This is a genomic window from Actinomadura fulvescens, assembly GCF_039533225.1.
Classification (GTDB): domain Bacteria; phylum Actinomycetota; class Actinomycetes; order Streptosporangiales; family Streptosporangiaceae; genus Spirillospora; species Spirillospora fulvescens.
Window position 1 is genome coordinate 61,711 of sequence record NZ_BAAATD010000019.1, and the last position, 13,920, is coordinate 75,630.

The following is a 13,920-nucleotide window of genomic DNA, read 5'->3' on the forward strand; positions in this document are numbered from 1 at the left end:
CCGGTGCACCAGACGTGGCTCTGTCCGGTCCCTGCTGGGCGAATCAGTCGGCGTACGGGTTGACGAAGAGATGGATGTGCTTGCGGTGGCCGCCGAAGGCGTTCACCGCGGTCATCAGGGCTCGCCAGCCGTCCGGCGTCGCGGGGTACCGGTCGTTGACGAACGAGAATTCGACTTCGCCCCTGCTGTTCACGGACGCGTCGAAGTACGCGCCGATGCCGTGCTCATCGCGGACGTCCCAGTGGTACCCGGGGGTTTCCCGCACCTCGTACGACATATCGTCGTCGATCCGGTGATGCAGCTCGGTGTAAAGGCGGTCTTGGACCGTCTTGATGAACGCGGGCTTCGGCAGTTCACCGCCGGGGATCCCCAGTACGGCACCGGCGTCGCGGAGGGCCGCGGCCAGCCGGGCATCGGCGTCTCCCTCGGGGTCGGGGACGCGGCCTCGCTCCCATTCCTGGATGGAGTACGGCACGGGGCCGAGGTCACGGCCTACGCGGAGGTCGTACAGCGTGCTCATCAGCAGGTCGATCGAGCGCAGCTTCGGATCGTTCGCACGGTCCCGCTGGAGTGCCGCCAGCCGTTCGGCCGCCCGGGGGTCTGCTCCGGCGGCGCGGACGCGGAGGAGGGCGAGCGCCCTGTCGATGTCGCCGGCGTCGACGGCCCGGTCGACCATGGCGGCGGCCTCGTCGGGAGACGCGCGGACGATCTCGATGCGGTCCGGCCGGGACTCGAGGTCGGCGAGGTGTTCCGCCGCCCACCGTTCGGGACGGCGGCGCAGGACCGACAGGGCGTCGTCCAGCGCGCCGTCCCGGACGATCATCAGCTCGACCAGGCAGGACGTGGTGAACTGGTCGGCCGCGTTGGGGTGGTCCCGGAGAACGCGCATGGCGTCGTCCATCCGGCCGTTCTCGAGGAACAGGCCGATCAGGTGGCGCACGCCGTAGTCGCTCAGCGTCCCGGACTGCAGGCGGTACGCCTCGGCGGCCCCGGCGGCGTCACCCTGTCTGCGGCAGAGGTCCACGAGCCGGTGCGCCGCGCCGGGGCTCCGCTCGGCGAAGGCGCGAAGCAAGGCGATCGCCTCTCCGTAGCGGCCCTGACGTTCCATCTCCGCGACCAGGGGTTCGGCCGAGGCGTAGCCGACCTGGTCCGGATGTTTCCGGACGGCGAGGTCGGCCAGCTTCCGGTATCCCTTGTGGCGCAGGGCGAGGATGATCCGGTCCGACACGTAGACGCCGCCGGACAACACGTGGGCGCGCAGGTCGGTGCCGCGGTCCCGTTCGAGCAGCCACATGACCAGCCGCTCGGCCGCGTCCGGACCACCGGCCGTGGCTCGTTCCCGCAGCTCGTCGGTCCTGCCGTGCTCGGCCAGCACGTACGCCAGCGAGCGGGCGGCCAGGGTCCGTTCCGCGGGCGACTCCGCTCTTTCGGCGCAGTCGCGGAGCACGGCGATCGCGTCGTCCACCCGGTCGCGGGCGAGGAGCAGGTCGGCCACCTGCGCGGCCGCGGCCGCCTCGGCGATCCCGTGGTCGCGGAGGAGGGCCAGCGCGGCCGCGGGGTCATCACGTTCGACGTGCTCGGCGGCCAGGCCGTCGACACGACGGCGGGCGTCGCCCGGCCGGAGTCTCGTACGGAGCCACTGCCACGAAACGGCCACAACCAGCGCCTCGCCTCACATAGGTCCCGGCAATGACGCCATGGTACGAGCCGTACACATCCGGCACCGGCTCACGCGACCCGCGCCGGGGCGGTGAGGACTTGGATTTCGGTAAAGCGGTGAAGGCCCCAGGGTCCGTTGGTCACGCCGATCCCGCTCTGCTTGTGGCCTCCGAACGGAAGGTCTGGGCGCAGGCCGTTCCCGTGGGCGTTTACCGTGACCTGACCGCACTCCAGCCGCGACGCCACGTCCGCCGCTCTTGCGATGTCGTTCGTCCATACCGACGCGGTCAGGCCGTAGGGGGTGTCGTTGGCCCGGTCGATGACGTCGTCCAGGTCGCGGTAGGCGATGACGGGCAGGGCGGGTCCGAACTGCTCCTCGTCCACGATGCGGATGCCGTCCGCCACACCGGTCAAGATGGTGGGTGCGAAGAAGTATCCGGGACGGTCCAGTGCCCGTCCTCCGGCTGCGGCGACCGCCCCGTGTGCGACGGCGTCGGTGACCAGCTCGGAAACCCGGTCGAACTGCGGGCGATTGGCGATCGGGCCCAGCTGAACGTCGTCGAACCCGTTCCCGACACGCGCCGTCCTCGCGCGTTCCGCGAGAGCCTCCACCAGCTCGGCGTGGCGTCGCTCGTGCACGTAGACCCGTTTGATCACCATGCAGTTCTGGCCGTTGTTCATGAACGCGCCTGTGAAGACGTCGTCGGCGATCCGTCCAGGGTCGGCGTCTTCGAGCACGATGGCGGGATCGTTGCCGCCCAGCTCCAGGGTGACGCGCTTGAGGTCCCTGGCCGCGGCGGCGGCGACCTTCATCCCGGTCGCGACCGAGCCGGTGAAGCTGATCTTCCACGGGGTGGAGTGCGCCGTCATCCAGGCGCCGAGCGGGTCCTGCCCGCTGATGATGTTCAGCACGCCGGGCGGGAAGACCTCGCGCAGCATCTCTCCCATCGCCAGGGTGGCCAGCGGTGTGAACGGCGAGGGCTTGAGCACCACGGTGTTGCCCGCCAGCAGCGCGGGCGCGAACTTCCAGACCGCGAGGATGATCGGCAGGTTCCACGGAACGATCGCGGCCACGACGCCGGCCGGGCGGCGTACCACTTCGGCGAAGCCGCTCCGGTCGTCCTGGACGATCTCGCGCGGGAGCTCCAGGCCGGCGTAGTAGCGCAGCCACGCGGTGGCCCAGCCGATCTCCGCGTGCGCTTCGGGAAGGGGCCTGCCCTGCTCGGACGTGAGCAGCCGTGCGAGCCGTTCGATGTTGGACTCCAGAACGACGGCGGTGTCGAGGAGGGTGCGCCGCCGCGCCCTGTCGTCGAGTTTCCAGTGGCGGTAGGCCCTGGCCGCGGCGTTCATCGCGGCGTCCAGTTGATCTCTCCCGGAGTCCGGGGCCTGCGCGAAGACCTCGCCTGTGGCGGGATCGACGACGTCGAACGTTCCGTCGCCCGTCGCCGCCGCGCCGCTGATGGTCATGGTGAACCCGGTCATTGCCGTTCCTTACCTGTGACTGTTGAGGTGGGGGAGCCCGCGTCAGGCTCGTTCAATGGACTGATGCCGCTGCTCGGCCACCGGCCGGCGGGTCGTCGCCAGGGTGAGGGCGAACGCCAGTGCGGTGATCGCCGCGGCCGGCGGCCCGAGCCGGGCCGGAGCGATCCAGTTCTGGGCGAGCCCGCCCAGGCCGCCGCCGGCCGCGATGCCGACGTACACCGCCGCGGAGTTGAGGCCGAGCAGGACCGGCGAGGCGGCCGGCGCGTGGGCGACCAGGCGGTGCTGTTGCGGTATGACGGGAATGCCGATGCAAAGACCCCAGAGCGCGGCCCACGCCACGGCGGACGCCAGGTCGGCCATCATGACCGGGCTGACCGCCAGCACCACCGTCGCCGCGAGCAGCGCCACGGCCAGCACACGTTCGGGACGGTGTCGATCGGTGAGCGGTCCCGCGATGAGGGTTCCGGTCAGCGTGCCCAGTCCCCAGGCGAGCAGCAGCACGGTGAGCGTCGTCGCCGAGCCGCCGGTCAGGCCCTCCGTCGCGGCGGCCACGTACGGGTAGAGCATGTACGACCCGGCGAGCGCCGTCATGGTGACGACCAGGATGCCCAAGACCCAGGGTTCCTTGATGGGAGCGAGCCGGGCGCGGAACCCGGCGGCGGGCAGCGAGAGCTTGGGCAGGCCAACGGCGATGCCCAAGGCGGCGACGAGCCCCACTCCGGCGACGGCCCACAGGGTGAGACGCCAGTTGGTGCCACCGATGAGCGTGCCGATGGGAAGGCCGAGCGCGGTCGAGGCGCTCAGGCCGCCCATGACCAGCGCCAGCGCGCCTCCTCGCCGTTCGGAAGGCACCAAGGCCACGGCTGAGCTGGACGCCGCGGACGTGATGATGCCCGCGCCGGCCGCGGTCACGATGCGGGCGGCCAGAACGAACGTGTAGCTCGTGCCCAGCGCCGTGGCGGCGTTGCCGGCGACGAAGACGGCCAGGGCCAGCAGCAACGCGGCGCGCCGGTCCATGCCGCTCGTGGCCGCTCCGAGGACCGGGGCCGAGATCGCGAAGGTCAGGGCGAACACGGTCACCAGCTGGCCGACGACGGGAACCGTGACACCGAGATCCTCCGCCATCGCCGGCAACAGCCCGGCGATGACGAAGTTGTCGGTGCCCACCGCGAACGTGGCCAGTGCCAGGGGAAGCAGCCGCACGTACACGGTCGCCCCTTTCGTTTGACTGTTGGGCGATCATCAAACTAACGGTCCGTTTGATGATTGTCCAACTATCAAATGAACGCTACCGTGGACCCGTCGAACGGACGGAGGAGCCGATGCGCGAACTACCGCACCCGCCGGCGGGCGACATCACGCTGGCGCAGCTCATGCACGCGCTGTCCGACCCCGCGCGGCTGGAGATCGTCGCCCGGCTCGCCGACGGCGACGAGACCTGCCTGCCCCTCGGCACCGGCCTCGAACTGCACAAGTCCACGCTGTCGCACCACTACCGCGTGCTCCGCGAGGCAGGACTCACGCGCACCACCGTGGACGGACGGACGCGGCTGATCAGACTGCGGCGCGACGATCTGGACAAGCTGTTCCCAGGCCTGCTCGACGCCGTACTCCACGCCTTGACGTCACAGGCCGCCAGACGAGCCTCCGCCGCAAGCTGACAACCCACGCGATGTTGGGCCGTTCGCGCTGGTAGGGCGGTTGCGACGTCGGGGGCGAGGCAGGGTGACGTCATCTTGCGCTTGACGTGACGTCGTCGTGGCGTCATTGTTGGTGGCATGGACCTGATGCCGTACGTGGAGAACCTCCGTCGCGAGCTCGCCGTCGCTGCCGAGGCCGGCGGCCCGGACGCCCGCGCGCTGGCGGAGCGCCTCACCGGTGCCCTGGAGTCGGCCGCCAGGCTGACCTTGCTGGAGGCGCTGTCGGCGGCGGCGGACGAGATCACCCGTGATCTCGCCCCGGGTTCGGTCGACGTACGGCTGCGCGGCGGCGATCCGGCGTTCGTGGTGACGCCACCGCAGGCCGGGCCGTCCCTGGAGTACGCGTCTGACGGCGGCGCGGAAACCGCACGGGACGCCCCGCAGGCCGCGCCGCCGGTCTCGGAGGAGGGGGGCACCGCGCGGATGACCCTGCGGCTGCCCGAACACCTCAAGGTGCGCGTGGAGGAGGCGGCCGGGCGGCAGGGGATCTCGGTCAACGCCTGGCTGGTTCGTGCGATCTCCGCCGCGTTCGAGCCCGGCGGCGGGAGCGCTCCCCCCGACCGGCCGCAGCAGCCCCAGACCGGGCGCAGTTACACCGGCTGGGTGCGTTAACCGCCCCGCCACCACTCATTGCCCGGCCCGACGCCGGGATTTCGCACCGGACCCATGAGGAGGGCTTCGCCATGCCTGCTTTCGACACCCCCGAACCGATCACCGCCGATATCCAGATCTACATCGGCCAGGTCCGCGTCCACGCCGGCGACCGCGCCGACACCGTGGTGGAGGTGCGCCCCAGCGACCCGTCCACCGAGGCGAGCGTGCAGGCCGCCGAGCAGACGATCGTCGAGTTCTCCGGCGGACGGCTGCTGGTCAAGGGCCCCAAGCCCAAGGTTCTGGGCTACCTGCTGCCGTGGCGCGGCTCCATCGACGTGATCGTCGAGCTGCCGTCCGGGTCCCGTCTTGAGGCCGAGGGTGCCGCGGACTTCATCGCCACCGGCCCGCTCGGCCAGACCGTCCTGCACAGCTCCAACGGCGACCTGCGCCTGGAGGAGACCGGTCCGCTGGAGGCCAAGGCGTCCAACGGCGGCATCTTCGTCGACCGGGTGACCGGCGCCGTCGAGGCGACCTCCTCCGTCGGAACGATCCGGATCGGGGCCGTCAACGGCCACGGCACGATCAAGTCCTCCACCGGGTCCATCAGCGTCGGCGAGGCGAACGGCGACCTGCAACTGAAGACCGGCACCGGTGACATCAGCGTCGACCGCGTGGTGGCCGGCCTCTCCGCCAGGAGCGCGCACGGCCGGATCCGGATCAGCGCGGCGGTGAGCGGCGTCCTCCATCTGGAGAACGGCCACGGCAAGGTCGGCGTCGGCATCGCCGAGGGCACGGCCGCCTGGCTGAACCTGCACTCCAAGAACGGCGTGGTGCGCAACGCCGTGACCGCCGCCGAAGGCCCCGAGACCACCGACACGGTCGTCGAGGTGCACGCGAACACCAACTACGGCGACATCGAAATCCACCGGTCCTGAGCAGCTAGGAGCCCCCCATGAGCGACGCGATCACGGCCGAAGGACTGGTCAAGAGATACGGCGAGGTGGCCGCCCTGGACGGGTTGAGCTTCTCCGTCCCGACCGGGACGGTGCTCGCCCTGCTCGGCCCGAACGGCGCCGGAAAGACCACGACGGTACGGGTCCTGACCACACTGCTGGCCCCCGACGCCGGCCGCGCCACCGTCGCCGGATGCGACGTCGTCCGCGACGCCCCGCTGCTGCGCGCGCAGATCGGGCTGTCCGGCCAGTACGCCGCCGTCGACGAGCACCTCACCGGCGCCGAGAACCTGGAGATGGTCGGGCGTCTCTACCACCTGGGCGCCAAGCGCAGCAAGGCCCGCGCCCGCGAGCTGCTCGAACGCTTCGAGCTCACCGGCGCCGCGGACCGTCCGGTCAAGGGCTACTCCGGCGGCATGCGCCGTCGCATCGACCTCGCCGGCGCGCTGGTCGCCGACCCGCCGGTGCTGTTCCTGGACGAACCCACCACAGGCCTGGACCCGCGCGCCCGCGCCGCGCTGTGGGACACCATCTCCGAACTCGTCGCGGGCGGAAGCACGCTCCTGCTGACCACCCAGTACATGGAGGAGGCCGACCGCCTCGCCGACCAGATCATGGTCGTCGACCACGGCCGCGCCATCGCCCGCGGCACCGCCGACGAGCTCAAGGACCAGGTCGGCGGCAACCGCATCGAACTGACCGTGACCGACGCCGCCGAGCTGGAGACCGCCCGGCAGACCCTCGCCTGGCTCGCCGTCGGCGCGATGCGGACCGTCCCGGAATCACTCCAGATCACCGTTCCGGTCACCGACGGCCCCGAGTCGCTCCGCCAGATCCTCGGCGACCTCGCCGACGCCGGCGTCCGGGTGCGGGACGCCGGGCTGCGGCGGCCCACCCTCGACGACGTCTACCTCACCCTGACCGGGCACCGGACGTCCGGCACCGACCGGGAGGCCACCCGATGAACGCGCTCACCCTGCCCATCGTCGACGGCTGGACCATCGCCAAGCGCAACGCCCTGAAGATCAGGCGGTCACCGGACCTGCTCACCAGCACCATCATGCTGCCGAGCGTCCTCATCCTGCTGTTCGCCTACGTCTTCGGGAGCGTCATCGAGGTCCCGGGGATGTCGTACCGGGAGTTCCTGCTCCCCGGCATCTTCGTCCAAGCCGTGATCATCAGCGCGCAGACCACCGGCTACACGCTGACCCTGGACCTGCAGAAGGGCATCTTCGACCGGTTCCGTTCACTGCCCATGGCGCCGTCCGCGGTGCTGATCGGCCAGACCGTCAGCGACCTGCTCATGAACCTCGCCAGCCTGGTGGTCATGGCGGGGATGGGACTCGCCGTCGGCTGGCGGGTGCACAGCTCGCCCTACGAGGCCGTCCTCGGCTTCGGGCTGCTGCTGCTGTTCGCCTACGCGTTCTCCTGGTTCACCGCGACCGTCGCGCTGGCCCTGCGCACCCCGGAAAGCTTCAACAACGTCGCGACCATGGTCTCGTTCCCGCTGATGTTCGTCTCCAACGCCTTCCTCGACAGCTCCAAACTCCCCACACCGCTCCGCGTCTTCGCCGACTGGAACCCCATCTCCGCCTTCACCCAGGCCGCCCGCGAACTCTTCGGCAACACCAGCACGGCGATGAAGACCTCGGACGCCTGGCCCATCCAGCACGCCGTCCCGGCCTCCCTCCTCTGGATCGCCATCATCCTGATCGTGTTCATCCCCCTGGCGACCCGCCTCTACAAAAAGGCAGTCAGCGCCGGGGGTTGAGCAGCAACCGAACCATCAGTGGCGTTAGCGCACCGTCGGGGCGCAGGCCGAGCCGCGTGCCCCCGCGGAAGCGCTTGGAGCGGCCTGTCCCAGGCGCGGCGATACGGGGAACTGCCCGCGCTTGCAGTTCCCCGGTACCGCGCTGGTGGTCAGGGTGTTTTGACGGATTCGATCCGCAGTCCGCTCTTGACCTGCTTGATCCAGTCCTCGTCGCTCTCGCGGCCGGCGACGTGGACCGCTGCGCCGTCCTTGCACACCATGAGGCTGCTCAGTTCACCTTCTCGATCCCGATCGGCGCCGATGCAGTCGCTCACTCGCCGGATGAACAGGGTCTTGCTCTCCGAGCCCTGGACGGCCAGTTCCGCAACGGGCCCCCTCTCGCCGGAGTCGTTGGCGCTGCCCGGCTTGACCTTGGCCACCGGGTCCCCGGAGACCCTGAGGACACCCCGGGGGTCGATGAAGAAGGTCACCCGGCGCAGCTCGGGGAACGACGGGTCGGGGTCAGTCTCGCTGACCACCTCGTCCAGGGTGACGAACCAGTTGCCGACCCGCACCGAGTAGACCTCGACGTCACTCTCGCTGCCCGGCTCCTTGGGTTCCCTCCACAACTCCAGTTGCTGCCCGCTCGCGTCGGTCACGTTCCGGACGTACCGGGAACCAGTTTTGATGACGGTGGCGGCGTTCAGGCCGACGTTCAGGTCGGTGCCGTTGAATCCGGTCTCCATCTTGGAGAACCGCAGGCCCAGGCCGGAGGGGTAGCTGAACCGGACCTCGGTGCCGTCCTGGAGGACCACAGGCACGGTCGTGCGGCCGCCGCCATGGGTGGCGGGTGGCACGAACGGCTTCATGTTCGGCAGGACAGGCGTGGTGGCCGAGGCGGTAGGAGTGACCATCGGGTCGGCCTTGTCGTCTGTGGAGGTCGTTCCGCCGAAGGAGGCGAAGCCCAAGAGCACGGCCGCGGCGAGGCCGCCGGCGACGCCGGTGGCCAAGGCCTGGCGGCGGCGCTTGATCCTGCGGGAGGTGGCGTAGGCACGGTCCAGTAGATCGGCTGGGGCGGCATGGTCGGCCAGGGAGTGCAGTTCGTCACGCAGATCGTTCATCGGGTGAACACCTCCTCCACCGCCGTGAGGCGGCGCAGCCGGGCGAGGGCCTTGGCGGTCTGGCTCTTGACGGTGCCGACGGAGATGTCGAGGAGCCGGGCCGTCTCGGCCTCGGTGCGGTCCTCGAAGAAGCGCAGCACGATCACGGCGCGCTGGCGTGGGGGGAGTCGCAGCAGCGCCCGCTGAAGATCGAGCCGGACGGTGTGATCCACGGACGGACCGACGGGATCGGTACCCTCAAGCGGGCCTTCCCGGAACCGGCGACGTTGCCACCAGTCGACCTGCAGGTGGTACAGGACTTTGCGGGTGTAGGCCTCGGCGTTCCCCACCCGGTGGAGCTTGGCCCACGATCTGTGCGTACGGGCCAACGCCGACTGCACCAGATCCTCGGCCAGCTGCTGATCACCGGTCAGCAGATAGGCCGAGCGAAGCAGCGCCGGAGTCCGTGTTCGGACGAACTCCTCGAACTCTATGCTCATAGGGCGACCTCCTGCCCCCTAGATAGGTGCACCGCCCTCAATGGTTGCCCATCACTTCGAGGTTCCCTCTCGTACAGCGAGTGGTCGAGCCGGCGGCGGTCGTGGTGCTCCTCAACGCGCGGCTGACGGCCAGTGAGCGCTCCGCCCGCCCAAGACCCGACGGCGCGGGGGTCAGGTTGTGCGGAGGGCTTCGGTCGGGGGTAGGCGGGCCGCTCTCAGCGCGGGGAGCAGGCCGGCGACGGTGCCGATGGCGATGGCGGCGCCCAGGCCGCCGCCCCAGGCGAGTGCCGGGACGACCGTCGACCAGCCCTTCGTCGTGGCGTAGACGACCGTGGCGGACACGCCCAGCGCCACGCCGGCGGCGCCGCCGAAAGCGGAGAGCAGGACCGCCTCGGACAGGAACTGCAGCCGGATGAGGCCCCGGGTGGCGCCCAGCGCCCGGCGGAGGCCGATCTCCGATCGGCGTTCCAGCACGGAGATGACCATGGTGTTGGCCACCCCGATGCCGCCGACGAGCAGCGCCACCGCGCCGAGCCCGAGGAACAGCCCGTTCAGCGCCGACTCGGCCGCGGCCCGCGCTACCAGGGCCGCGGAGGGACGGCTGACGCGCACCTCGCCGGCGTTGCGGGGGTTGGCCGTCGGGCCGAGCAGCCGGTGGACCTCGGCTTCGTGGCCGGTACGGGCCCGTACGTAGATCATCGAGGGGTGCCCGTCGAAGTCGAGATACCGGCGGGCGGCCGGGTAGCCGACCAGCACCGAGGAGTCGATCTCGGGTGACAGGGTCGCCGGGGCGAGGACGCCGCTGACGTAGAACCACTGGCCGCCCACCCAGATGCGCATCCCCGGGTGGATCCGGGCGATGCCGAGCCGCTTGGCCGCCGCCGAGCCGAGCACGGCCACCGGCTGGGTGGCGGTGGCGGCGTTCAGATAGCGGCCCTGGGCGACGGTGGTGCGCACCGCGGCGGGCAGGTCCAGGCTCGCCGCGTTCACCGTCAGCCCGTTGGTCTGCAGGCCCGGGATGAGCGGGCTGCGGAAGGCGTCGGCCTTGGTGTCGCCGGTGCTCTGCACGGCCTCCACCGCGGGGATCCGCCCGATCATCCCGGGTGCCCGGAGCGGCAGCTTGGCGTCGTTGCCGGTCATCGACTGGCCCGGGGCGACGGTGAGCAGGTTGGTGCCGAGCTTGTCGATCTCGGCCAGGAGCCCGGCCTGGGACGAGGCCGACAGCCCGAGGACCGCCACCATCGCGGCCACGCCGATGGCGATGCCCAGTGCCGAGAGGGCGGCACGAGTACGGCGGGTACGCAGGCCGACGGCGGCGACCCGTGCGAGGTCGGCGGGATGCAGCCTCATGGGGACCGCCTTCCGGTGAGCTGGGGCCGCCGGGTGACGTCGGCGACGATGCGGCCGTCGAGCACCTCGATGCGGCGCGGGAGCCGGGCGGCCAGCTCCCGGTCGTGGGTGATCATGATGATGGTGGCGCCCTCGGCGTTGAGCTCGGTCAGCAGGTCGTGGACGGCGGCGCCGGAGACGCTGTCGAGGTTGCCGGTGGGTTCGTCGGCCAGCACGATCGCCGGGTCACCGACCAGCGCCCGGGCGATCGCGACGCGCTGCCGTTCGCCGCCCGACAGCTGCGGCGGCCGGTGGCCGAGCCGGTGGCCGAGTCCGACGCGTTCCAGCGCGGCCGTCGCGGCGTTCATGCGCTGCCGGTGGCGGACGCCCGCGTACAGCAGCCCGTCCGCGACGTTCTCCACCGCCGTGGCGTGCTCGGCCAGGAAGAACTGCTGGAAGACGAATCCGATCCGCTCGGCCCGTAGGCCCGCGAGGGCGCGGTCGGACATCGCCGCGGCGTCGTCACCGAGGATGCGCACCGTTCCCGAGGTGGGCCGGTCGAGTGTCCCCATCACCTGCAGCAGGGTCGACTTGCCCGACCCCGACGGCCCGACGATCGCGACCAGGTCGCCGCGGTGAACGGTGAAGCTCGCCTCTTCCAGCGCGATCACCGGCACCGCACCCGGATAGACCTTGCCGACGCGGTCCAGTTGAAGCACGGTCATGAGGCCGGCACCACCACGTTCTGCCCGGCCGCCAGACCATCGCCGCTGACCTGGACCGTACCCGCGCCGTCGTCGAACAGCCCGGTCGTCACGGGGACCAGCCGGTGCGCGCCGTCGCTCCCGACGACTTCGACCGCGTAGCCGCCGCCCGCCCGCGCCAGCAACGCGTTCACCGGCACCGACAGAACGTCCTTGGCCGTGTCGGTCACGATCGCGACCTCGACCGGCGCCTGGTCGAGCATGCCGGTCTCCCTCGGCTTGGACGGTCTGATCCGCACGTCGACGGTCGTGCTCTTGTCGCCCTTGGTGGCGACCCTGCCGACGGAGGAGACCACACCGGGGGTGTTCCTGCCGCTGGGCAACGAGATGGTCACCTTGTCGCCGACCGCCACCTCGCCCTGCCGCCCGGCATGCATCGAGATCGTGATCTGCCGCCGGGTCGAGGAGGCCCGGAGGATCACCGCGCCCCGCGCCGCCGCACCGCCGCGCACTGCGGTGATCTTGGTGATGCGCAGTTCGTTCTCCGGCGCGAAGAAGGCTTGGCCGCGGGTCAGGACCCCGGTCTCGGTCAGGCCCACCTTGTCCTGCAACTTCCGCAGGGCGTAGTACGTGCCGCTCCCGAAGTAGTCCGGGTCGATCTCGGCCTCGGTGGCGTACCCGAGGGCGACGAGCGCCGCGTTCAACTGCCGGACGTCGGCGCCCTCACTGCCCCGCACCAGGTCCCGGTAGACCGGAACGGCGCCGCGCAGCAGGACCACCGGCTCGCCGTCCACCCGGTACAGCACCCTGCCCTGGCGGATCACCTGCCCCACGGCGGGCAGCCTGGTAAAAGTGCCGGCGGCCTGATTGACGACCTCGTAGTCGCCCGCGTAACCGAGCGTCCCACTTTCCTGCGTACGGGCCGACAGGGTCTCCCTGGAAACCGGGGCCAGGCCAGTGGACCCGGCTCCCCGCAGCGGCGGATCGTCGTGTCGCATGCCGAACGGATCGGCGACAACGACCCCAGCCCCCGCCGCGACCAGGGCACCCGCGCACACAAGGACCACCGCCCCCCTCACCCGCCGCCGACGCCCCCACCCACCCCCAGACACAAGCGCAGCGTCAGACACAGGCTCTCGCTCGGGCGCCGCCGCGGGCTCTGGCCTGGCGTCAGACGCGGCGTCTGGTACGGACGTGGGCACGGGCGCGGGCTCTCGCTCGGGCGCCGCCGCGGAGCCTGGCGCGGACGCAGCATCAGGCCCGGCCTCAGACGCAGACGCGGGCGCGGGCCCGCGCCCGGGCTCTCGCTCGGACGCAGACGCAGACGCGGGTGCGGGCCCTGGCCCGGGCTCTCGCTCGGGCGCGGGCTCTGGCGCGGGCGCAGCGTCAAGCACGGCGTCAGACGCGGACGCGGGCCCTCGCGCGGGGGCGGGTGCTGGTGTGGGCTTGGGCGGGGCGGGTGCCGTGTGCTGGTCGGCGTTCGTGGTGTCGTGGTTGGTGGACATCAGTTCTCAACACGCATCGGGCCCTTGAAGCCGGTCTGCTTCTGGCACTTCTCCATCGCGGTGCGGTACCGCGGCGCCTCGCGGTCGACGTCCTTGAGGTGGAACGTGCCTGTGCCGTCAGGGTCAGGGAAGTTGGAAACGCCGTTGGACCGCATGCACGCGGCGAGCTTGACGGCGGCTTCGCGTGCCTGCGGGTCGATCTCGCCGGGTTGCGCCGGCAGCAGCGTCTTGCATTTGCCATCGGCGGCCTTGTACTTGGGGTCGTCGGGGTCCAGAGTGCTCGAAATCCCAACGCCCTTCCCGCCTGGGTCGGCCTCGGGGTCGGGGAAGTCCTTGAGTCCGTTGGCGCGCATGCACTTCGAGTATTCGACGTGCTTGGCCAACAGCTCCGTCTGAGAACCGGTCGCGGCTGGGCCGCCGCCCTTCTCCTTCTCGCCGCCGGAGCAGGCGGCGCCGGTGATGACGAGGCCGAAGAGCGCCGTCGTCACCGCCGCGATGCGTATCGCCGTATATGTGGCTGCCATGTGTTTTCCTCACTGCTCGGGCCACTGGTGTTGCCAGAAGCCGTTCTACGCAGGAGGCGCTAACACGGGCTCAACACGAGCCGTTATATCGCTGTTAGGCCTGATGAGGCATGCTTGGCC

Annotated in this window: 14 protein-coding genes; 5 read left to right on the forward strand and 9 right to left on the reverse strand. The window is 70.9% G+C overall.

The window, feature by feature from the left end:
• Window positions 1-43: 43 nt before the first annotated feature.
• The 3 genes from ABD333_RS43085 to ABD333_RS43095 all read right to left on the reverse strand — a co-directional run bounded on the left by ABD333_RS43085 (window position 44) and on the right by ABD333_RS43095 (window position 4,350).
• Window positions 44-1,657, reverse strand: a complete 1,614-nt coding sequence (locus ABD333_RS43085) for a hypothetical protein (protein ID WP_344548452.1) — start codon at window positions 1,655-1,657, stop codon at window positions 44-46.
• Between the two features lie 71 nt (window positions 1,658-1,728).
• Entirely contained in the window at window positions 1,729-3,141 is a 1,413-nt protein-coding gene (locus ABD333_RS43090; RefSeq protein ID WP_344548453.1) for an aldehyde dehydrogenase family protein, read from the reverse strand.
• Between the two features lie 42 nt (window positions 3,142-3,183).
• Window positions 3,184-4,350: an MFS transporter gene (locus ABD333_RS43095; protein ID WP_344548454.1), complete on the reverse strand. Its 1,167-nt coding sequence runs from the start codon at window positions 4,348-4,350 to the stop codon at window positions 3,184-3,186.
• 113 nt (window positions 4,351-4,463) lie between these two features.
• On the opposite strand from ABD333_RS43095, the gene ABD333_RS43100 reads away from it, so the two are divergent.
• From ABD333_RS43100 to ABD333_RS43120, 5 genes are all read left to right on the forward strand, one after another.
• Window positions 4,464-4,802, forward strand: a complete 339-nt coding sequence (locus ABD333_RS43100) for an ArsR/SmtB family transcription factor (RefSeq protein ID WP_344548455.1) — start codon at window positions 4,464-4,466, stop codon at window positions 4,800-4,802.
• 117 nt (window positions 4,803-4,919) lie between these two features.
• Entirely contained in the window at window positions 4,920-5,453 is a 534-nt protein-coding gene (locus ABD333_RS43105) for a toxin-antitoxin system HicB family antitoxin (protein ID WP_344548456.1), read from the forward strand.
• 71 nt (window positions 5,454-5,524) lie between these two features.
• Window positions 5,525-6,370 (forward strand): DUF4097 family beta strand repeat-containing protein, encoded by an 846-nt coding sequence (locus tag ABD333_RS43110; RefSeq protein ID WP_344548457.1) that lies wholly within the window; start codon window positions 5,525-5,527, stop codon window positions 6,368-6,370.
• Between the two features lie 17 nt (window positions 6,371-6,387).
• Window positions 6,388-7,353, forward strand: a complete 966-nt coding sequence (locus tag ABD333_RS43115; protein WP_344548458.1) for an ATP-binding cassette domain-containing protein — start codon at window positions 6,388-6,390, stop codon at window positions 7,351-7,353.
• Complete coding sequence (locus ABD333_RS43120) at window positions 7,350-8,159, forward strand: ABC transporter permease (protein WP_344548459.1); 810 nt, start codon at window positions 7,350-7,352, stop codon at window positions 8,157-8,159. Before ABD333_RS43115 ends, ABD333_RS43120 begins: the two co-directional genes overlap by 4 nt.
• 149 nt (window positions 8,160-8,308) lie before the next feature.
• On the opposite strand, the gene ABD333_RS43125 is transcribed toward ABD333_RS43120, so the two are convergent.
• The 6 genes from ABD333_RS43125 to ABD333_RS43150 all read right to left on the reverse strand — a co-directional run bounded on the left by ABD333_RS43125 (window position 8,309) and on the right by ABD333_RS43150 (window position 13,800).
• Window positions 8,309-9,259 (reverse strand): hypothetical protein, encoded by a 951-nt coding sequence (locus ABD333_RS43125; protein ID WP_344548460.1) that lies wholly within the window; start codon window positions 9,257-9,259, stop codon window positions 8,309-8,311.
• Window positions 9,256-9,738 (reverse strand): SigE family RNA polymerase sigma factor, encoded by a 483-nt coding sequence (locus ABD333_RS43130; protein WP_344548461.1) that lies wholly within the window; start codon window positions 9,736-9,738, stop codon window positions 9,256-9,258. Before ABD333_RS43130 ends, ABD333_RS43125 begins: the two co-directional genes overlap by 4 nt.
• A 171-nt stretch (window positions 9,739-9,909) precedes the next feature.
• Window positions 9,910-11,088 (reverse strand): ABC transporter permease, encoded by a 1,179-nt coding sequence (locus ABD333_RS43135; protein ID WP_344548462.1) that lies wholly within the window; start codon window positions 11,086-11,088, stop codon window positions 9,910-9,912.
• Window positions 11,085-11,792, reverse strand: a complete 708-nt coding sequence (locus tag ABD333_RS43140) for an ABC transporter ATP-binding protein (protein ID WP_344548463.1) — start codon at window positions 11,790-11,792, stop codon at window positions 11,085-11,087. Before ABD333_RS43140 ends, ABD333_RS43135 begins: the two co-directional genes overlap by 4 nt.
• The gene (locus ABD333_RS43145; protein ID WP_344548464.1) at window positions 11,789-12,769 is read right to left on the reverse strand and encodes a peptidoglycan-binding protein; all 981 of its coding nucleotides are present in this window, start codon (window positions 12,767-12,769) and stop codon (window positions 11,789-11,791) included. Before ABD333_RS43145 ends, ABD333_RS43140 begins: the two co-directional genes overlap by 4 nt.
• Before the next feature lie 506 nt (window positions 12,770-13,275).
• A complete protein-coding gene (locus ABD333_RS43150; RefSeq protein ID WP_344548465.1) occupies window positions 13,276-13,800 on the reverse strand; it encodes a hypothetical protein in 525 nt (174 codons plus the stop codon).
• Window positions 13,801-13,920: the final 120 nt, after the last annotated feature.

Bases quoted from the DNA above. Each gene is read 5' to 3' on its own strand.
- ABD333_RS43090 (WP_344548453.1), bottom strand. From the start codon at position 3,141: ATGACCGGGTTCACCATGACCATCAGCGGCGCGGCGGCGACGGGCGAC.
- ABD333_RS43100 (WP_344548455.1), top strand. From the start codon at position 4,464: ATGCGCGAACTACCGCACCCGCCGGCGGGCGACATCACGCTGGCGCAG.
- ABD333_RS43105 (WP_344548456.1), top strand. From the start codon at position 4,920: ATGGACCTGATGCCGTACGTGGAGAACCTCCGTCGCGAGCTCGCCGTC.
- ABD333_RS43110 (WP_344548457.1), top strand. From the start codon at position 5,525: ATGCCTGCTTTCGACACCCCCGAACCGATCACCGCCGATATCCAGATC.
- ABD333_RS43115 (WP_344548458.1), top strand. From the start codon at position 6,388: ATGAGCGACGCGATCACGGCCGAAGGACTGGTCAAGAGATACGGCGAG.
- ABD333_RS43120 (WP_344548459.1), top strand. From the start codon at position 7,350: ATGAACGCGCTCACCCTGCCCATCGTCGACGGCTGGACCATCGCCAAG.
- ABD333_RS43125 (WP_344548460.1), bottom strand. From the start codon at position 9,259: ATGAACGATCTGCGTGACGAACTGCACTCCCTGGCCGACCATGCCGCC.
- ABD333_RS43130 (WP_344548461.1), bottom strand. From the start codon at position 9,738: ATGAGCATAGAGTTCGAGGAGTTCGTCCGAACACGGACTCCGGCGCTG.
- ABD333_RS43135 (WP_344548462.1), bottom strand. From the start codon at position 11,088: ATGAGGCTGCATCCCGCCGACCTCGCACGGGTCGCCGCCGTCGGCCTG.
- ABD333_RS43140 (WP_344548463.1), bottom strand. From the start codon at position 11,792: ATGACCGTGCTTCAACTGGACCGCGTCGGCAAGGTCTATCCGGGTGCG.
- ABD333_RS43145 (WP_344548464.1), bottom strand. From the start codon at position 12,769: ATGCGACACGACGATCCGCCGCTGCGGGGAGCCGGGTCCACTGGCCTG.
- ABD333_RS43150 (WP_344548465.1), bottom strand. From the start codon at position 13,800: ATGGCAGCCACATATACGGCGATACGCATCGCGGCGGTGACGACGGCG.